A 19,427-nucleotide genomic window follows, 5' to 3' on the forward strand; every position below is an offset into this window, starting at 1 on the left:
CCGAGTGCAACTCGGACCCTCCGGGTCAAGGGATTCCGCCGTCGTGGGTCGGCCGTTAACTGGCGAACAGCCGCCGCTCCGCACGTTCGTGCTCGGCGGCCAGCACATCCACCAGCGGTGCGAACGGTGTCATCTCGTCTATCCCCTGATCCGCGCTATCGTCGACTGCGGCCGTCATCACCGGCTGTAGGTCATCCAGTATTCGCTGGGCATCTGTGTGGCCGAGCGAGAGGAGGCGCTGGGCTGCCCCCAACAGTCCGGTGACGAACCCGTGACAGCACAGCAAGCAGGCGTCACGGACAGCCACATCGGCCAGGGCTGTCGCAACGCCGAGCACCACGGCGTAGTTGCCGGGCGCTTCGTCGGCGTCGACGCGTTCGGCGTAGCGGTCCAGCAGCGCCTCCTCACACAGTTCTGTCTGAAGCGAGAGCAGTCGGTCGCCGGACTGCTGGGCGCTCTCGCGGAACTCCGCGGCCAGCGTCACGGCCGAAAGCCGCCGGTCGGCCCGACAGACCGCTTCGAAATTCCCATCGGCTGCGGCGGCGTGTGCAGCCCGGAGCGCGACGAGTTCGGCGGGTCCGACTTGCTGGCGGAGGTACGTCGACAGGAGCGCTTCGAGGTCTGCCGCGTCTTCGACCCGGTCGTCCTGAATGAACTGTTCCAGTCCGTAGGAGACGGTGTAGGTCCCGACCGGGAGGAACGAGTCCGCGAGCCGGAACGATTCGAGCGCTGCGGCGTCGCTCATTGGTCGCCCCCATCGATAGTCCGGACGCCGTGGTCGTGGGCGTGGCCGCCGCCGTCGTGCATGCCGGTACCGTCGCGGTGCGTGTGGTCAACCCCTTCATCATCGAACGTTGTCGGCGGAACGTGTTCGTACCGCGTCGGCACGTCTGCGGGCAGCAGTTCTGCGACAGTCGTCTCCATCCGTTCCTTCGAGTCGGTCACGGGGAACAGGGTCTCTCGGTCGCGGACCGCGAGGTTCCAGTGTCTGTTCCCGACTGCGTGACCGAGTTCCAGCGCCGCGGTCGGTGAAACATCGCTGTCGGCGAAATCGAGCACGAGGGCCTCGATGGCGGCGAGTTCGACGACGACGAGTGTGCCGTCTTCAGCTTCCAGCACGTCGCCGTCAGCGAGGTCGCGGGCGACCACGATACCGAGGTCACAGCCGTCTGTCGTCTCAGTGCGGACTCGCGAGCGTTGGCGTTCGGTGTCCGAGAGCACGACCGTAGCGTGGTCCGACGTATCGATATCTTCCGCAACGGTCGCGTCGTCGCGGTGGCCGAGATAGGTGTCTGCGACCAGCATCAGTACTTCCTCCCGGACGGCGCGGGCGCGTCCAGCAGTTCCTGTCTGGCGTGGTCCCAGGCCGCGTGGAGCGTAGCCTGTACGGTCTCAGCCCGGTCGCCCAGAGCACGGACCGCAACGCCAGCCCCGTTGGGGAGCGCTGTCGCACCGGCCCGGGCCTCGTCGTCGGTGACGGCCGCATGTAGCGCGTCACTCAGTTCGGATTCGTCGTGGTCCGGCGCGAGGACGAACGTCGTCCCGTAGACGGTGAACTCGCCGAGAACGCCGGGTACTGTCGGGTCCCTGTCTTCCGGCGTCAGATGAGTTGCGTCCTCGAACAAGAGTCCGTCAGGCCCGGTCCCGCGCACGCGGGAGAGATATCGCTCGAACTCGAAGCGCTCGCCCCGAGCGAGGCGTCCAGGGACAACCACGTCACTGACGACGGCGGTTGCGCCGGGCGACAGGTCTACCGTCATCTCCTGCACGTATCTTGAATCGGCGTGGAGAATCGTCGGCTCGGGCACGTAATCCAGGTGGCCGCCGGCGCCGACGCTGAGGGTCGTGTCGGCGGCGGCGTAGTTACACGTCATCGTCTGGACTTTCGTCGAGCTCTGAGTCGAGACGTGAGCGACAGCCTCGTCTCCGACAGTTATCGACACGTCGTGGCGGTCACCCTGGGCGACGCCGCCGGTCGGCGACTGGACGAAGACGGTGTTGGCGTCGGGATGGGGGTCGTGCCCCAGCGTCCCCGAGATGTGGAACGGGACCGTCGCGTAGTCGTGGACCAGGGTCGTCCCGTCGGCCGTCCGCTCGAAGGTCAGTTCGAGCACGCCGTCTTTCCCCGGCGACCCTACGGCGGCCTGTGGCACGGCCTCGGTCGCATACCCCTCGAACGCCGGATGGGGCGCGTCGGCGGCCATCAGGCGAACAGCACCCCCTCGCGGACGTGTGACAGCACCTCGTCGATGTTCGTCTCGTCCTTACAGTTGGTGAAGACGACCGGCCCGTCCCGGACCTCGTCGGCGTCCCGCTCCATCACGTCGAGGTCGACGCCGACGTGGGGCGCGAGGTCCGTCTTGTTGATGACGAGCAGGTCACAATCGACCACTCCCGGCCCGCGCTTTCGAGGGATGTCTTCCCCTTCCGCGACCGAGATGACGTACAGCGAGTAGTCGGCGAGTTCGGGGTTGAACGTCGCCGCGAGGTTGTCGCCGCCGCTCTCGACCAGCACCAGGTCAAGTTCCGGGTGGTCAGCCAGGAACGAGTCGATCTGCTGGAGGTTCATCGACGGGTCTTCACGGATGCCCGTATGTGGGCACGCCCCGGTCTCGACGCCGGCCACAAGGTCCTCGGGGACGACTCCGGCGAAGCGCTCGCGTAGCACGTCTGCGTCCTCTTGCGTGAGAATGTCGTTGGCGATGACGCCCACGTCAAGTCCCTGCTCGCGCAGCTCTGGGACGAGCGCGGTCAGCAGTGAGGTCTTTCCGGACCCGACCGGGCCGCCGATGCCGACCGTCGCCACGTCCCGATGTGTGAGACTCATTCGTCTGTCCCCGCTGAGTCTCCGCCATTGGTCGCCGTCTCTCCCTCAGGTGCATCGTCGTCGGCCGACCCGACACTGTCGGAGCGAATCGGGTCGTGAACCGTGACGAGTTTCGTACCGTCGGGGAACACCGGCTCGACCTGAATCATGTCGATCATCTCCGGGACGCCGTCCATCACGTCTTCGCGGCCGAGCAGCTTCGACGCGCCGGAGCGGATTTCGGCGACCGACTGGCCGTCCCGGCCGCGCTCGATGCACCAGTCGCTGATGTAGGCGACCGCTTCGGGGTGATTCAGCGGGACGCCGCGTTCCTTGCGCCGCCGCGCGACCTCTGCAGCGGTGAAGACCGTGAGTCGTTCCTGTTCTTTGGCTGTGAGTTTCATAGCATGTACCGCTGTGCGAGTGGGAGTTCGGAAGCCGGTTCGCAGGTGACGTGGTCACCGTCGACCCGGACCTCGAAGGTCTCGGGGTCGACTTCGATGTCGTCGGGGCAGTAGCTGTTGTACACCATGTCGTCCTTGCCGGGCGTGCGAGCGCCCTCGATTGGAACGACACGGGAGTCGAGTCCGTACTCGTCGCCGATGCCGGCCTCGGCGGCCGCCGGCGAGACGAACGACAGCGAGAGGGCGTGTTTGGCCTTGCCGACCGCACCAGCGCGTTCCCGCTGGAGAATCGGTTCGCAGGTCATCAACGACCCGTTGGCCTCGCCCATCTCCGAGTGGACCGGGAAGCCGCCCTTGAACGTCATCGCCGGCTTGACGCCGAAGAACGCAGGGTCCCACAGGCAGATATCGGCGAGCTTGCCGGGTTCGAGCGTCCCGACGTGGTCCTCGATACCAGCCGAGATTGCGGGGTTGACGGTGTACTTCGCGATGTAGCGCTTGATGCGGTGGTTGTCCGCGCCGGTCCCCTCGTCCTCGGGGAGCGGGCCGCGCTGGGACTTCATCTTCGAGGCCGTCTGCCACGTCCGCGGGATGACTTCGGCCATCCGGCCCATCGCCTGCGAGTCGGAGGTCATCATCGATATCGCGCCCATGTCGTGAAGCACGTCCTCGGCGGCGATTGTCTCTGCGCGAACGCGGGACTCGGCGAAGGCCACGTCCTCCGGCACGTCGGGGTTGAGGTGATGACACACCATTACCATGTCCAGATGTTCATCGAACGTGTTGTCGGTGTAGGGCATCGAGGGGTTCGTCGACGACGGGAGCATGTTCGGCTCGCCGACCATCTCCATGATGTCCGGGGCGTGGCCGCCGCCCGCGCCCTCGATGTGGAACAGGTGCATGGTCCGGCCGTCGACGGCACCGAAGGTGTTCTCGACGAAGCCAGCCTCGTTCAGCGTGTCCGTGTGCATACACACCTGCACGTCCTCGTCCTCGGCGACTTCGAGACAGGTGTTGATCGTCTCGGGCGTCGACCCCCAGTCTTCGTGGAGTTTCAGCCCGCAGGCACCGGCCTCGACCTGCTCGCGGAGCGGGCCGGGGTCGGAGGCGTTGCCCTTCCCGTAGAAGCCAACGTTGACCGGCCACGCTTCGGCGGCCTGCAGGAAGCGTTTGACGTTCTCTGGGCCGGTCGTGGTCGTCGTCGCGCCGCCGCCGTACCCGCCACCGAGCATTGTCGTGATACCGCCCGAGAGCGCGTGTTCGTGGAGCTGTGCGGAGTTGAAGTGGATGTGGATGTCGAGGCCACCAGCGGTGGCAATCTTCCCCTCGGCGGGGTAGACGTCCGTCGACGGGCCGACGACCATGTCGACGCCGTCCATCGTGTCGGGGTTGCCGGCCTTCCCGATGCCGGCGATCTCGCCGTTCCGGATGCCGATGTCGGCGGCGACGATACCGAGTATCGGGTCGATAATCGTCGCGTTCGTCAGCACCCAGTCGAGCGCGCCCTCCGCCTGTGTGACGCCGGGGGCCATTCCCAGCCCGTCCCGGAGCGTCTTCCCGCCGCCGAACACCGCCTCGTCGCCGTGGGTCCGCAGGTCGTCCTCGACTTCGGCGAACAGTTCCGTGTCACCCAGGCGGACCTTGTCACCCGTCGTTGGCCCGTACAGCTCGGCGTAGTTCTCGCGGTCGATGTCGCGTGTCACTCCGCTCCCTCCTCGTCGCCGTCGGCCCCGGTTTCCCGGAACCCGGCCGCCCGCATGCGTTCGACCGCGTCGCCCGTCTCGCCGTCGACACTCCCGTTGACAAGTCCGTTCATCCCGTGGGCGCGTCGCTTCCCGCCGATTTCGACGAGTTCGACCGTTTGCTCGTCGCCGGGTTCGAACCGGACGGCCGTCCCGGCGGGGATGTTCAGCCGCATTCCCATGGCCGCCTCGCGGTCGAACTCCAGGGCCGCATTAGCCTCGAAGAAGTGGAAGTGCGACCCGACTTGCGAGGGTCTGTCGCCGGTGTTCCCGACAGTCACTTCCGTCGTCTCTCGGCCTTCGTTCAGCGTCACTGTCCCTTCACCCGGGATGACCTCACCGGGCACGAGTCCATCGCTCATCGCGCCACCGCCTCGAGTATTTCTGACTGTTTGTCTATCATCTGCCCTTCTCTTTGAATACACATACTAAAATGATTGCTCTCTGCGCAAGTGACGCCTCTATATCGAGAACCGGATTAAATGCTAAAGTTTCGGCCCTACATAAAGGGGTTCGACTATCGAATTGTCCTACTTCCCGAAGCCAACACGACTCACGTCCAGTCTGCTGGCAGTGCCGACGATAGGTGGCTCCTGTAGCGCGGGCGAGAATATGACGGGCGATTTGGAGGGACAAGAGCACAAAACTCGCCGACTGCGGCAAGACAAACCGCTGCGACGGAAAAATACCATTATTTTCTATTTTTGCCGCATTGACTAGAAAAATGCTAAAATTACTAAATAATGCAAATTTGCACGCCAATTCTAGTGATTTCGATGCCTATTCGTCATATCCTTTGACGACCTTATACTCTCCAGTCTGTATGGCGGACAATATAAGATAAGAGTGGTAAACCTTATTTTCCCCCTCCCGGACGGCAACACTGTGATCGAAATCATGGACGAACGTTCGGATATCACGAACAAAGGACGAGATATGAACAAGGAATGTGGGTATAATAGCTCCAACAACAATCAGAAACTGGTGGTGAAAGCATGAGTCGTCCGTCTGTCAGTCGGCGCCAGTTCCTCGGCGCGAGCGGGGCCGCACTCGTCACTGGCCTCGCCGGCTGTTCGGCCGGTGAAGGTGGAACTTCGACCGATACCGCGAGCAGCGCCGAGACACTCAAAATCGGCGTCCTCGAGGATCAGTCCGGGAACTTCGCCCTCGTTGGCGACCCGAAAGCAAAGGCGTCGATGCTCGCTATCGAGGAAATCAACGCCAACGGCGGTATCGACGGGAAGCAAATCGAGACGTTCCAGCGCGACCCACAGTCGGACAATCAGCGCTATCAGGAACTCACCCGAACGGCCATCAACGAGGAGAACGTCGACGCGCTGTGGGCCGGCTACTCCTCGGCGACCCGGGAGGCCATCCGGCCGATAATCGACCGCAACGAACAGCTGTACTTCTACACCACCCAGTACGAGGGCGGCGTCTGCGACGAGTTCACCTTCGCGGTCGGCCCGACCGCGCGCCAGCAACTCGGCATCGTCCTCCCGTACCTGGTCGAGGAGTTCGGCCCGGACATCTACACTATCGCGGCTGACTACAACTTCGGCCAGCTCTCCGCGGACTGGGTGAAGGTGCTGGCCAACGAAAACGACGCGAACGTCCTCGGCGAGGAGTTCATCCCGCTGAGCGAGTCCTCCTTCGGGTCGACCATCAACCGGATTCAGGAGGCCGACCCGGACTTCGTGATGTCGATGCTCGTTGGCGCGAACCACACGTCGTTCTACGAACAGAAGGCCTCGGCCGGCCTCGACATTCCTATCGGCACCTCGACGGCGATGGCACAGGGGTACGAGCACCGACGGCTCGATGCCCCGGCGATGGCCAATATCTACGCCGGCGTCAACTACATGGAGGAGGTACCGACCGAGAGCAACACGGGCGACGGCGGCTTCGTCGACCGGTACTTCGAAATGTATCCCGACGCGCCGTACCTCAACGAGGAGGCCGAGACCAACTACTTCTCGACGTACATGTACAAGAAGGCCGTCGAGCAGGCCGGCACCACCGAACAGCCGGAAGTCATCGACGCCCTGGAGTCGGGGATCGAACTCGGCACGGAAGAGGCACCCGAAGCGCCAGAGGGTGAGACGATCCGTCTCGATGGTGCGACCCACCACGTCGACCACCACATGTGGATCATGCGCGCAGACGAGGAACACAACGTCGAAGCCGTCGAGAACCGCCAGATACCCGAAACGTTCCTCTCGGAGACGGCCGGCTGTAACCTCCCCGAGAACCCGGAACAGACCCAGTACACCCCGGTCGACTACTACGAGGAGGCCGAATAGGGATGGTAAACGGCATCAACCTCGCGTTACAGTTCCTCGATAGCTTCGCGTTCATCGTGCTCGCCGCGGCGGGGTTGGCCATCATCTTCGGGATCATGGGCGTCATCAACCTGGCACACGGGGAGTTCATCCTCATCGGTGCCTACACCGCGACGCTGGCAGTGACGCAACTCGGCCTCCCGCTCGTCGTGGCGATGGTCGCCGGCGGCCTGGTCACCGGCCTGTTCGGGATTCTGACCGAGCGGGTCATCATCTCCGGGGCGTGGCCCAACTGGGTCAGCCAGCGGACCCTCGGCCGTGACATCATCGAGCCGCTGTACGACCGGCTGGCCGACTCGATGGTCGCCACGTTCGGGCTCAGCCTGATACTGACCCAGGGGACCCGAATCGCCTACGGCAACTCCATCGACGGCCTCTCGACGCCCTTTGGCCCCATCGAGTACGGTGCGTTCTCCTACTCGACGTACCGAATCGTCCTCGCCGGCGTCAGCATCGGGCTGCTCGTCGCCACCTACTACCTGTTCACCCGGACCGACTTCGGGATGCGCGCCCGGGCGACGATACAGGACAAGGAGACCGCACAGGCGATGGGCGTCAACACCGAGCGCATGTACATGCTGACGTTCGGCATCGGGTCGGCACTGGCGGGACTGACGGGCGCGCTCTTCGCGCCGGTCGTCACGATGCGGCCGACGCTCGGGGACCAGTTCCTCGTCGAGTCGTTCGTCGCCGTCGTGGTCGGGGGCCCGAGCGTCGTCCTCGGGACCGCGCTGTCGGGGGGCGTCCTCGGGGCGATACTGGCCGTGTTCTCGAACCTCTACGGGACGTTCATCGGCCGCATCGCGTTGCTCGTGGCCGCGCTCGTCGCGCTGCGGTTCCTCCCCGACGGCATCACCGGGTTCATCGAACAACTACGGAAACGGAGACAGGAGAGCGAATAAATGTCGACAGACACTGCACACGGCGAGGCGAACAGTTCGCTCCCGAGTCGGCTCCGCAGTCGGTTCGAGGGGCCGAACACCATCGGCGACTCGCGGGGGTTCTGGGTCGGCTTCCTCGTCGCCGTCGCGGCGCTTGCGGTCTACCCGCTGTTCGGCGACAGGTCCCAGCTGTCGCTGTTCATGGTACTGGCCCTGCTGGGGCTCTCGCTGTCGGTCGTCTGGGGCTACTCGGGCGTGCTGAGCTTCGGCCAGGTCGTCTTCTTCGGCATCGGGGCCTACACGTTCGGCGTCGTCTCGATCAACTATGCGACCCCGGGCGGTATCACGGCTGCTGTCATCGCCGGCATCGTCGGCGGTGGCGTCAGCGCGGCGATACTGGGCTACTTCATGTTCTACGGCGGGGTGCGCGACGTCTACGTGACCATCATCACGCTCGTCTCGACAATCGTGCTGCACACGTTCATGGCCCAGACCGCCGGGTCCGAGTGGGCCATCGGCGAGGCGGCGCTGGGCGGCTTCAACGGGATGCCGGACATCCCCCTGTTGACCCTCGGCGTCGGCGGGGCGTCCTACCAGTTCATCTACAACCCGTTCCCGATGCGGATAATCGGCATCGGGGCGGTCGAGATCAGCCCGTTCTACTACCTCGTGCTGACGTTGCTGGTCGGGGCGTACCTCGGGCTGCGCGCCCTGGTCAACTCGGACTACGGCCGCGTGATGGTCGCCGTCCGCGAGGACGAGGACCGAACCGAGATGTTCGGCTACAACGTGACCCGCGTCAAGTTCGTCGTGTTCACGCTCGGGGGCGCGCTGGCGGGCCTTTCCGGCGTGCTGTACGCCGCACGGAACGTCTACATCGACCCGACCGTGTTCTCGCTGCTGTTCGCGACGCTGCCGGTCATCTGGGTGAGCCTCGGCGGCCGAAAGAGCCTGCTCGGGGCTGTCGTCGCCACGCTGGGCGTCGAATACCTCCGCATCTCGATGGCCGGAGAACTGGCGCTGGTCCTGCTGGGGACCCTGTTGCTGGTGACGATTCTGGTGCTCCCCGGCGGGTTCGTCCCGTGGGTCCACCAGCAGATCGTCGAAGCCCGGCTCGGTCCGGGCGAGGCCGGCGGGGCTGACGCACCCGACGCGTCGAGTGAGGTGAGTGACTAATGAGTGATACTGAAACCGAATCCGACATCGATTCGCTCGGACCGAACGTCCGACAGACCGCCGCGGAACTGGCAACGGGCGACAGGACGGAGACGCTGCTGCAGACCGACGGGCTCGTGAAGCAGTTCGGCGGGTTCACCGCCACGGACGACGTGGATTTCTCCGTCGCCGAGGGGGAGCTACGTTGTCTCATCGGTCCCAACGGCGCTGGCAAGTCGACACTGCTGAACCTGATTACCGGGTCCTACGAGGCGACCGATGGCAGTATCTACTACAACGGCCACGACATCACCGATCTCGACCCACACGAGCGGATCTCACGCGGGATCAGTATGAAATTCCAGGTCCCGTCCGTCTACGGTGACCTGAGCGTCAGAGAGAACGTTAGGCTTCCCGTTCAGCAGTTCGCCGACGGGGAGGAGCGACGGCGGCTGGTCGCCGAGGCCATCGAGGCCGCGGGGCTCACCGGCTACGAGGACGTTGACGCCGGCCAACTCTCACACGGGCAGCAACAACAACTGGAAATCGGGATGGCCGCTGCACTCGAACCCGACCTGCTCCTGCTTGACGAACCGGTTGCCGGCCTCGACGTGGCCGAGCGCGAAGCCATCGCCGAGCGGATCACTCGGCTCAACGAGGAGCAAGGCATCGCCTTCGTCGTCATCGAACACGACACCGACTTCGTCGCGAACATCGCCGAAGAAGTGACTGTGCTGCACAACGGTGAGGTGTTCCGTGAAGGGCCAATCGAGGAGATAGAGTCGGACCCCGAGGTCCAGCGGATATATCTGGGAGGTGAGTCGTGATGCTCGAACTCGACAGTGTCACCGCCGCCTACGACACGACACCGATACTGCGGGACGTGGACCTCTCCGTCGAGGAAGGGGAAATCGTCGGCGTGATGGGGAAAAACGGGGTCGGAAAGACGACGCTCCTGAAGACTGTGATGGGGCTACTGGAACCCAGCAACGGGGCCATCCGGTACAACGGCACCGACCTGACGACTACCTCGGCCGACGAGCGCGCACGGGCCGGCATCGGCTACATACCGCAGGGCCGGGACGTGTTCCCCAAGCTAACCGTCGAGCAGAACATCAAGATGGGCGAGACCATCCGGTCGGACAGCGACGAGACGCTGTACGACCAGATATACGAGTACTTCCCGGTCCTCGAAGAGCGGGCCAGTCAGGAGGCTGGGACGCTCTCGGGCGGACAACAGCAGATGCTTGCCATCGGCCGGGCACTGGTCTCGAACCCCGACCTGCTCCTGCTTGACGAACCGAGCGAGGGCATCCAGCCATCTATCGTTGACCAAATCAGCCAGGACATGCAGACGATTAACGAGGACCTCGGGACGACGATTCTGTTCGTCGAGCAGAACCTCGGGGTCATCCGCGAGATGGCCGACCGCTGTTACGCGATGGAGCGCGGGACGGTCGTCGATGAACTCGGTCCGTCGACAATCGCCGACGAGGACGCGATTGCGGAGTACCTCGCGGTCTGAGGCGGATTACGGGATTTTCGCGCCAGGTGGCTGGTGTGCTGGCAGTCGATACGGACTGCTGTGGCATAGTCGGCATACGGGCCCGGCTGTTGTCTATCTGATAACTTCATAATCACGGGCAAGCAACCGAATCAACAGGGATTTGAGTACCCACTGTACAGACGTGTACACGAATGTCCGATCGTGATTCATGGATATCGAACCTCGGCTTCGTGCTGGCCGCCGTCGGCGGTGCCGCGGGCCTCGGGAACATCTGGCGGTTCCCGTGGCTGACCGCCGGGAACGGTGGCAGCGCGTTCCTCATCGTCTACCTGCTCGTCGTCGTCGGCATCGGCGTCCCGGGACTGCTCGCTGAGTTCGTCCTCGGCCGCTGTGGCCGACAGACGCCGACCGCGGCGCTTCGCTCGCTCACCGGCTCCCGCTGGGGGTCGTGGCTGGGCGCGTTCAACGTCCTCACGACGCTCGTCATCCTTTCGTTCTACTCTGTCGTCGGCGGGTGGATCCTTCGCTACACGCTGGTCTCGCCGGTCGGGGCGTACTTCGGGCAGCCCCAGCAGTACTTCGGAGCAATGAGCTTCGGCCTCGAAGCGGTCGCCTTTCACCTGCTGTTTCTCGGGAGCGTCGCCGGGATCGTCTTCTTCGGCGTGAGCCACGGTATCGAACGCGTCTCGAAGGTGATGCTGCCCGGCGTCGTGCTAATCCTGCTCGGCCTCGCGGTATGGACGGCCACCCAGCCGGGTACGGCCGCCGGCTACGCGTTCTATCTCAGCTTCGACGCCGAGTATCTCGCCGCCAACTTCCTGAGCGTTATCGGGCCAGCGGCGGGCCAGGCGCTGTTCACGCTCTCGCTCGGCGCTGGGGTAATGCTGACGTACGCCTCGTATCTCGACGACAACGCATCCCTTCCGCGAGATACGCTGGTCATCGCTGTCTCGAACACGTTCATCGGTGTCCTCGCCGGCTTGGTCGTCATTCCGCTGCTGTTTTCCCAGGGTGTCGACCCCGGACAGGGCGGCCCTGGCGCGTTGTTCGTCGCGCTCGCGACGGCTTTTGCGACGCTTCCGGGCGGGGAACTCGTCGCGACGGCGTTCTTCGCGACCGTGTTGATGGCCGCGGTGACCAGCGGTATCAGCCTGCTCGAAACGCCGGTCGCCACGCTCGTCGATAGCTTCGGCGTCCCGCGACGCCGGGCAACGGTCTTGGTCTCGGCCCTGCTTGCGGCCACCGGGAGCGGGCTGGCACTCACAAGCCCGGTGTTCCAGTTCGTCTCCGGCACGCTCGCAGACTTAATGTTGACCGTCGGACTGTTCGCGTTCACCGTCATCGTCGGCTGGCTACTGCGCGGGGAAGCGCTGACGGAGTTCCGCGCCGGAACCGAAAGCTTCGGGTGGTTGGCCAGGCCGTGGCTCCTGACGGTCAGTTGGGTTCTCCCCGTCGTCGTGCTGTTCCTGCTGACGAACACGCTCGCGTCGCTCGCTGGGATGTCGCTGGGACTCGGCGGCCGAGCGCTTATCGCTGTGGTCGGCACTGTTGCCCTCGCCGTCGCAGTTACGAGCGGAAACTGGAGCGACCGACTGAGTTCGAGCTAAGTACGCCGCGCTTGATTCCGCTGCTATTCTGAGCACGGCACCACCGAGAGGGTTTGTTCGCCGCTTTGGCTTACTGCATATTGTTCGCCAGCGCCTCTCGAACGCATCGCAATAATTCCTGAATCCGGTATTGCTGCCATACCCACGGAACTGCATTCTGTCGGTGATCGCGCCGGTTTTTTGTTTGTGCACCCTGTGCATGATCGTATGAAACTTTACGAGGATGTTTCGGTTGGCGACGTACGACAATCCGATGGATACACTGTGTCGAAATCCGAGATCGTAGAATTCGGCGAGAAGTACGATCCGCAACCGTTCCACACCGATGCGGACGCAGCGAAGGACTCCGTCTTCGGCGGGCTAGTCGCTTCCGGGTGGCAGACCGCCGCGATCTGTATGCGTCTCAACGTCGAGAACAGCGAGGATATGGCAACACAGGCTGGCGTCGGTGTCGACGATCTCCGCTGGCATCAACCGCTCCAACCCGGTGACACGCTACGACTACGAACCGAAATCATCGACAAGCGACCCTCCGACAGCGACCCGAGTCGTGGGTACATCACCACCCGCCACGAAGGACTGAATCAGGACGACGAACTGGTTATTTCATACGAGGCGACAGCCATGATCCGCCGCGAGACCGACGAGTGACGACACAGCCAAGCTGTGGGATACGTGCCAGTAACGTGGAGACCGCTCGTTTTTAGCCGTGTTCTGGCCCATAGCTGAGACGGCATCGCTCCCACCGGAACAATCTGAGACAGCCTGCGAGATTGCCACGTACGCACTCAGGTGTTGACGTGTATTCGAGTCGTAGTCACAAACTAGTATGCATCGGCGAGGCCTGCTGGTATCCGTCTTCTCTCAGCCAGCGCCAAAGTGGACACACGCTCTCACGCCTTCGACTACACTGCGTTGCGTTCGGTCTCGACTGCCTCGACGTACGCCTCGACGACGTTCTCGATAATCGCTTCTCCGGCCTCGGTGGTCGCCGCTGTCGGATCACCGAGGACACCGTTTTCGGTGATTGATTTGAACCCTTCACTTAGCAGCCGAGCCGGCGAAATGTCACCTTCAGGCCCGGGTTCGATATTCTCCGTCCTGACGAGACCCTCATCGATGGCCAGCACAATCGCTGTTTCGGCGGCCCCGGCGTGGATTACATCCTGTTTGTACTCGATACCGGCCTTGCTGAGACCCTCATTCAGCAACTGCATGTGTTCGTCGAGATCAGCGAGCGGGATCACCGAGGCTTCGAGTTCACGTGCAATGTCAGGAGCCACGGTTTTGACCGGCCCGAAGTTTCCACCGTGAGTCGGGACGAGAACGATGTGTTCGAAGCCATGGGTGTCGAGGGATCTGCAGTACGACCGGATGACATCCATCAATGTCTCGGGTGGCACGGTTATTGTGCCGGGGAATTCCATATGATGTCCCGAACATCCGGGGCGAATTGTGGGGGCGGCAAGAGCATCACCCATTTCGGCCGCCATTCGGCGCGAGAGTTCGTCCCCGTCCAGCGTATCCATGTTCAGTGGCAGGTGTCGGCCGTGTTGTTCGATCGAGCCGACAGCGATGATAACCGTCCGTGTTCCGTTGTCGAGGGCAGATTCTATCTCCGGCCATACCATCTCCTCAAGACACACTGATCTGCGAGAAGCCATCACTGAGAGATGATAGCTATCGGATAAATATATGTCGAAATCTGGATACTATTCCCTATCAGTCGGCAGCGGATCTGTTGCTGGCTCGGCTTTCTGTACTGGTTATTTTCATCTGCAACCGAACGGTCACGGATATTGCCGTCATTGCTCGATATTGACCGCGATGATACTGTCTACGAACCGCTTCGCTGAGGGTAGTAACTATAGTAGCCATTGAAAACCAACGCACACCTGATCGCACGACGGCAGTGCGATCAGTGTGTACATCGTTTCAATTGTTACTATAGAAGAACCGGCTTTCGTCTCGTCAGGACTATGAATGACTTTACGCTTCTAAACAGTCAGTGCAGCGGCCAGCACCGGGTAGTGAGGGCCCACCACATTCTGTGCAAGCATCAAGGTTTGTGGTGCTATCATCCCGTGAGAGAGGTATCGTTTCCAGCGCTTTTCGCAACCGCCTCTTCATGTAGTTCGGTATTGTGTTGGACTATCTTAATATTTGGGGAAGTAATTCGGATAGGATGAGTAACTAGTGTATTAAATGCTATATGGTGAACAGGATTAAAAATTATAGCGGGAATTTCTATATATTCAATCAAATAAGGGTATGTCCCCATCATACCGACGCTGCATTCCTTCCAGAAGGATACCAGAAGCGGAGTGCCAGAACTTGTTACTTGCCAGCCCGAATGGGTAGTATGGCGATTGACCCACTAACAAACGACGAGGTTCTGGCAGGACTCGAAGACTGTGAGGCGACGGCGGTCCCGACAGCCCAATCTCTGTACGCCTTGCGGCCCCGAAACCGTATGTCACGACACATCTCCAGCAACTCACCCTGAAAGGCTTGGTCGGGTTCAACACACACCGAGAGGTCCGGCGCTGGCGGCTCACACCTGCTTTGCCGGCTGATCGATCAGTACCATCGCGAACGGTGGGTCGTCGAACTGGGCCGTCAGAAACGACTGGGCCGACTCTTCATACCACGAGATGGCACCGATATCCTCGACCTGTTCGAGGGCTTTCGCAGCCACCGAGCAGTACGGACACTCCCCGTCGTAACTGAGAACCGAGCCATATCTGGCCATACACATATTAGGGGTTCTCGCCGAATATATCGTTGGATTGGAGACCACACTCGGTCGAGTCAATCGTTCAGAGCACGTCCGGAGTGACTGTTACGCCGCCCAGCAACGGTCCAGATTTTACACTGTCACATTGGCTGTGCTGCGTGTCTCCGTTATCGTCACAGCCACCAATCCGGTCGATCAGGTGGTATGAGAAAACATTTTGTATCAACAACGTGTTCTTTGATATGAATGTCCTCCAAAGATATCCCGGACAGAACGAAGTCATGTATAATCGGATAGCTCGGTTAATTCCCGAACATCCACGGAAGCGGGCTAATTTGGCTGTATCTGGCTTCGTGATCGGTGTGATATTCCTGAGTAGCTGGCTTATCAGAGTCGGAAACTATGTCCTCCATCCTAGTTATGTGTCAGCGAGTGCGTTTATCTCGTTCCTCCTTGGGTCCGGATTCATTCTGAGTTCGATATATCTGTTCTACACGCTTAGTGAGCAATCGAACACTACTGACCGAGGCACAGAAGACGAAGATACCGCTTCAGCGATCGACATACTTCGCAAGCAGTACGCAACGGGGGCAATCACTGACGAGGAATTCGAACATCGGTTGAATACGCTGCTCCAATCCGAAGACACTGATCAGCGTGACCAGTCAGAACCGACACCGCTTGACAATTTAGTAGATAGCGCGGCCAGCGCTGATTCTCCATCCACAGCAGAACTGAACACTGAACAAAGCCGGTGAGTCAGTTTCCGTGTAACTAGACCGGCGGTTAGCTCAGGATGGGACCCAGACTTTGGCAAGCGTACGGCCTGTACTGACCGCTACCGACCTGTTCTGACCGGTAATTGGAATGCGAGCGTATCTGCTGTCTCTGACACGCAAGCCCTGATGAGACCAACAGTGCATACGAAGCGTTCTATAATCCATTCGATGGCAGTGCGTAGCCAGTCTTATCCGCGATTCAGGAGGTCGCCAGCGTACTGAAACTCCGCTTGTAGCGTAGCACACTGCTGGCCGTGCAATCGTTTCGTTCATATGCCATTAGCCGTCACCACGGATAATGCCCTTCACCAGACGGGTTCTCTACGCGGAGAATAGCCGTCGGACAGAACTCCTCAGCACCATCGTCTCGAATTCTCTCCCCGTCGTTGGCGTCGGGTTGTTTGACTGGAGTGCGGCTGCATTGCTGTTTCTGTACTGGTTCGAGCTCGGCGTCGACTCGGTCTGGGCACTCGTTCGGGCAGTGTTCGCTGGTCGCCCGCCGGATATTGAGACCAGCACCTTGCTTATGGGCCCGCTGGCGGAACGACAGTTCGCCCTCTCCGTCCCGCGAACCGGTTTACGAGTCTATCTCACGACGCTACTCGCGCTCCCAATTACCGTTCTAATTCTGGCAGTCGTTTGGTTGTTTACTGGGGGCCTGCTCATCGGTCCACTGCCGGAACCCAGTACAGAGACGGTAACTGGTGTGCTGCTGGCGACTATCGGGATTTTCGTTCTGACGGGAATCACAACGGTACGGAATTACTTTTACAACGGGGAGTATCGGAAACACAACTCGACGACGGCGTTTCGAGGACTGTTACCTCGGATCGTAACCGTCTTTTTCGGCGGCATACTCACGCTGGCACTGATAACAGCAGCTACGGAGGGGCCTGAAGCAGAACTCGGCAGTCTTGATCCGACTGTCGTCGGACTGCCACTGCTACTCATGGTCGTCTGTTTCAAATTCACGTCCGACCTCCTGGGCGTCTACAGCGACCGTCTTGTCGTCTATTTCAAGACATACGATGAGGAATACGGCTGGCAAACGGCCCCGCCGAAGGCTCGCTCCGTCGACGGGACGCTCACTGATGCACCTGAGCGGGTGCGTCCAGTTTGCTGGGGACGGGTCATCGGCGGCCTCCTCCGGTTTCCGTATCACCCAGGAAGCCTGTTTCTCGGTGGCATGGGGCTGCTCGTTGCGGTCCTGTTTGCAATTGGCAGTGCGTGGGACATCGTCGCCGTGATCGTTCTCGCAAGCGTTAGCGTCCCGGCTCTCCTGCTGTGTCTCGATCAGCTATTGCGATACGGGACAATCGAATACCGGATTGACCCTGACGCTGGTGCGCTCGTCGCATATGACTGTCTGTTCGGCACGGCACTCTGGCGCATCGAGTCGTGGGAGGAAAGTGGCCTCCGCGTCGAGCAGACGCCGCTCGATTCGCTGCTCGGAACAGAGACGGTTACTATCGAACACGCTGAGGGGGAGTATATACTACCACATCTACCCGATGCCGCCTCGGTCGTCGCGGTGTTTGACCGCCAACCCGAGCGTTCAGAACAGGTAATCCCTGGTCGGGCTGGGTTACTTGGGTGAGTCGGCTGTTCGTTGTCTGGAACAGGTCGCCGTTGGCCCCGTTATCTTTCCTCGGAGACGGTGTTGTCGGTCCACAGGTCGTAGCCGACGACAAGCGCCATGCCACTCGTCGGGATAATCAACAGCAGCCTGCCAACGGGTGAGAAGTCGACACCTGCCATCGAGAGACCGATGTACGCAACAGCGAGTACTGGTGGGACAGTGAGGGCGGCACCGAGTCGAGTACTGTCTGCCCGCAGGTAGCCGATGCCCCAGCCGACGAGTCCCAGGATTACGAACGGGATCGCAAGAGCCCAGATGAGGAAGGCGGTTATTTCTCTCCCGATATCGTTTGTGCCGGCTGTGGTGAACAACAGCGTTCCAAGCACACAGCCGCCAGTCCCAAAGAGAGCGCCGAATGCGAACGCGCGCTGCAAGCGAGACATCGACGCGCTGTCACGCCTGAGTACTGTGCTCAGCCCGACTAACAGCAGCGCATTCGCGCTTATGATGAGTCCCGGCCTGAGCGTCCGTTGTACCCAAATTGCGCTAAACGCCGGTGGGTTGAACACATACGAATCACCCGGCCGCGGTGTCGGCCAGAGTTCGAGCGGCACCGCGGTGATGAGCAGACAGACTGCACTCAAACCGAGGATCGGACCGGCGAGCCGATATGAGCGACGCCACATAGCGGATCACTCACCTCCGAGAGCCACGACGGTTCCGTCCGGCGACACGCTCACGATTCCGCCATCGAGTACCGCCAGTGAGACAGCCTGATACTCGGCCGGATACTGCCATACTGCCTCGCCGAGGCGCGTGGTGAACGCGGTGAGGCCATCGTCACTCTGGAATGTGAACACAGCGTCGTCAGCCGCGGCAGTCACCGCGCCACCGATATTGATTTCGGAGCACCACCGGGGCTTCGGTGGCCCGTTATCGACGCGGTCGAAGGCGAACGTCGCGCTGGATGACTCACCGGGGCGCTCGATTGCGTACACGCTATCGGGCGTCACGACCGGAAATTCGAGTGACCGTCTGTCGTCGAGACGCCACTGCTCGGTCCCGTCGGTGAGTGACCGACCTATCAGGTCGCCGTACGTACCGCTCACATAAACGGTCCCGTCAGAGACGACGGGGTATCCCGAAGGTCGGTCCGAGTGTTCCCACTGGACCTCGCCGGCTGCGGCATCCACTGCCGTTATCTTCTCACCGGCGATGACGACGGTACTGTCGGCTGCGGCCAGCCTCGTCCCGTCGGCGGTCGCCGTCCACTGCCGGCGTCCGTCGTCGGTCGCAAATCTCGCTACCCCGTCAGTCGTGGGAACGAACAGGGCGTCATCAGTCACTGTCGGAACGCCTGCCCCGGCCGTGTCGGTGTTTCGCCACGCAACAGATCCATCTCCAATTTCAAGTGCAGTGACACTGTCCGCTGTCGCGAGAAAGACGCGACTGTTGGATATTACCGGCGGCGCTGGTTCGTCTCCAATGTCGACCACTGACGGAACTGTCGCCGGTGTGAGATCGCGCCGCCACTGTTCTGTGCCGTCACGGAGCGATAGGGCGACGACACCGGTCGCTGTCGTTAGCACGACAGTTCCGTCGGCGACAACCCCCGCGCTTGCACCGGCGGTTTCACCGCCACCAGACGATGTTGAAATATCTGCGTGCCATCTGACCGACGGCGTCGTGGTTTCCATCCCGACCGGCGCATAGCCTGTGTTCGTCGTGTCAAACCGCGGCAACGGCCACGAGCCGTCGGGCACTGTCTCGAAGCCGGCGCTGTTGACTCCCGGGTCAACTGTATGCGATGGGTCTGGTGCGCCGTCGTCAGGGCACGACGACGAACAGCCAGCGATGCTGGCGACTGATCCAGTGGCGACCATTCCGA

The 19,427-nt window shown here is 61.7% G+C and carries 19 protein-coding genes and 1 pseudogene; 9 read left to right on the plus strand and 11 right to left on the minus strand.

Translation table 11 applies throughout. The features are described from left to right. Nucleotides 1-55: 55 nt before the first annotated feature. The 7 genes from HAH_RS17665 to HAH_RS17695 are packed head-to-tail and all read right to left on the minus strand — an operon-like array spanning nt 56 to nt 5,314. Nucleotides 56-745, minus strand: coding sequence for an urease accessory protein UreF (locus HAH_RS17665; protein ID WP_014031066.1), 690 nt, complete (start codon nt 743-745; stop codon nt 56-58). Further along, nucleotides 742-1,305 (minus strand): urease accessory protein UreE, encoded by a 564-nt coding sequence (locus HAH_RS17670; protein ID WP_014031067.1) that lies wholly within the window; start codon nt 1,303-1,305, stop codon nt 742-744. The genes HAH_RS17665 and HAH_RS17670 overlap by 4 nt, the downstream gene beginning before the upstream one ends. Next, complete coding sequence (locus tag HAH_RS17675; protein WP_014031068.1) at nt 1,305-2,204, minus strand: urease accessory protein UreD; 900 nt, start codon at nt 2,202-2,204, stop codon at nt 1,305-1,307. Before HAH_RS17675 ends, HAH_RS17670 begins: the two co-directional genes overlap by 1 nt. Continuing rightward, nucleotides 2,204-2,827: an urease accessory protein UreG gene (ureG, locus tag HAH_RS17680; protein ID WP_014031069.1), complete on the minus strand. Its 624-nt coding sequence runs from the start codon at nt 2,825-2,827 to the stop codon at nt 2,204-2,206. The genes HAH_RS17675 and ureG overlap by 1 nt, the downstream gene beginning before the upstream one ends. Further along, the gene (locus tag HAH_RS17685; RefSeq protein WP_014031070.1) at nt 2,824-3,210 is read right to left on the minus strand and encodes an urease subunit gamma; all 387 of its coding nucleotides are present in this window, start codon (nt 3,208-3,210) and stop codon (nt 2,824-2,826) included. Before HAH_RS17685 ends, ureG begins: the two co-directional genes overlap by 4 nt. Beyond that, on the minus strand, nt 3,207-4,913 hold the full coding sequence (ureC, locus tag HAH_RS17690; protein WP_014031071.1) for an urease subunit alpha: 1,707 nt from the start codon (nt 4,911-4,913) through the stop codon (nt 3,207-3,209). The genes HAH_RS17685 and ureC overlap by 4 nt, the downstream gene beginning before the upstream one ends. After that, the gene (locus HAH_RS17695) at nt 4,910-5,314 is read right to left on the minus strand and encodes an urease subunit beta (RefSeq protein ID WP_014031072.1); all 405 of its coding nucleotides are present in this window, start codon (nt 5,312-5,314) and stop codon (nt 4,910-4,912) included. The genes ureC and HAH_RS17695 overlap by 4 nt, the downstream gene beginning before the upstream one ends. 633 nt (nt 5,315-5,947) lie before the next feature. On the opposite strand from HAH_RS17695, the gene HAH_RS17700 reads away from it, so the two are divergent. The 7 genes from HAH_RS17700 to HAH_RS17730 all read left to right on the plus strand — a co-directional run bounded on the left by HAH_RS17700 (nt 5,948) and on the right by HAH_RS17730 (nt 13,095). After that, nucleotides 5,948-7,255 carry an urea ABC transporter substrate-binding protein gene (locus tag HAH_RS17700; RefSeq protein WP_014031073.1) on the plus strand — a complete coding sequence of 436 codons (1,308 nt, stop codon included), beginning with the start codon at nt 5,948-5,950 and terminating at the stop codon, nt 7,253-7,255. A gap of 2 nt (nt 7,256-7,257) precedes the next feature. Beyond that, on the plus strand, nt 7,258-8,196 hold the full coding sequence (gene urtB, locus HAH_RS17705; RefSeq protein ID WP_014031074.1) for an urea ABC transporter, permease protein UrtB: 939 nt from the start codon (nt 7,258-7,260) through the stop codon (nt 8,194-8,196). Next, nucleotides 8,197-9,351 carry an urea ABC transporter, permease protein UrtC gene (gene urtC, locus HAH_RS17710; protein WP_014031075.1) on the plus strand — a complete coding sequence of 385 codons (1,155 nt, stop codon included), beginning with the start codon at nt 8,197-8,199 and terminating at the stop codon, nt 9,349-9,351. Then, on the plus strand, nt 9,351-10,157 hold the full coding sequence (locus tag HAH_RS17715) for an ABC transporter ATP-binding protein (protein ID WP_014031076.1): 807 nt from the start codon (nt 9,351-9,353) through the stop codon (nt 10,155-10,157). Before urtC ends, HAH_RS17715 begins: the two co-directional genes overlap by 1 nt. Continuing rightward, nucleotides 10,157-10,855 carry an ABC transporter ATP-binding protein gene (locus HAH_RS17720; RefSeq protein WP_014031077.1) on the plus strand — a complete coding sequence of 233 codons (699 nt, stop codon included), beginning with the start codon at nt 10,157-10,159 and terminating at the stop codon, nt 10,853-10,855. Before HAH_RS17715 ends, HAH_RS17720 begins: the two co-directional genes overlap by 1 nt. Nucleotides 10,856-11,028: 173 nt before the next feature. Further along, nucleotides 11,029-12,444, plus strand: a complete 1,416-nt coding sequence (locus HAH_RS17725) for a sodium-dependent transporter (RefSeq protein WP_014031078.1) — start codon at nt 11,029-11,031, stop codon at nt 12,442-12,444. 207 nt (nt 12,445-12,651) lie between these two features. Further along, nucleotides 12,652-13,095 (plus strand): MaoC family dehydratase, encoded by a 444-nt coding sequence (locus HAH_RS17730; RefSeq protein WP_014031079.1) that lies wholly within the window; start codon nt 12,652-12,654, stop codon nt 13,093-13,095. A gap of 254 nt (nt 13,096-13,349) precedes the next feature. Here HAH_RS17730 and HAH_RS17735 read toward each other — a convergent pair whose 3' ends face one another. Next, nucleotides 13,350-14,108 (minus strand): creatininase family protein, encoded by a 759-nt coding sequence (locus tag HAH_RS17735; RefSeq protein ID WP_044952791.1) that lies wholly within the window; start codon nt 14,106-14,108, stop codon nt 13,350-13,352. An 893-nt stretch (nt 14,109-15,001) separates the two neighbouring features. Continuing rightward, nucleotides 15,002-15,196: pseudogene (locus HAH_RS17740) on the minus strand (DUF393 domain-containing protein); the annotation flags it as partial. Between the two features lie 266 nt (nt 15,197-15,462). Between HAH_RS17740 and HAH_RS19390 the strand changes: the two are divergent. Then, nucleotides 15,463-15,939: an SHOCT domain-containing protein gene (locus HAH_RS19390; protein ID WP_129756327.1), complete on the plus strand. Its 477-nt coding sequence runs from the start codon at nt 15,463-15,465 to the stop codon at nt 15,937-15,939. Between the two features lie 319 nt (nt 15,940-16,258). Next, nucleotides 16,259-17,557, plus strand: a complete 1,299-nt coding sequence (locus HAH_RS17750; protein WP_014031084.1) for a DUF6498-containing protein — start codon at nt 16,259-16,261, stop codon at nt 17,555-17,557. 41 nt (nt 17,558-17,598) lie between these two features. On the opposite strand, the gene HAH_RS17755 is transcribed toward HAH_RS17750, so the two are convergent. Together HAH_RS17755 and HAH_RS17760 are read right to left on the minus strand one after the other, a co-directional pair. Then, nucleotides 17,599-17,982, minus strand: coding sequence for a hypothetical protein (locus HAH_RS17755; RefSeq protein ID WP_044952865.1), 384 nt, complete (start codon nt 17,980-17,982; stop codon nt 17,599-17,601). Between the two features lie 249 nt (nt 17,983-18,231). Next, a complete protein-coding gene (locus HAH_RS17760) occupies nt 18,232-19,422 on the minus strand; it encodes an outer membrane protein assembly factor BamB family protein (RefSeq protein ID WP_014031086.1) in 1,191 nt (396 codons plus the stop codon). Between the last annotated feature and the right edge of the window lie 5 nt (nt 19,423-19,427).

Source organism: Haloarcula hispanica ATCC 33960, from assembly GCF_000223905.1.
Taxonomy (GTDB): domain Archaea; phylum Halobacteriota; class Halobacteria; order Halobacteriales; family Haloarculaceae; genus Haloarcula; species Haloarcula hispanica.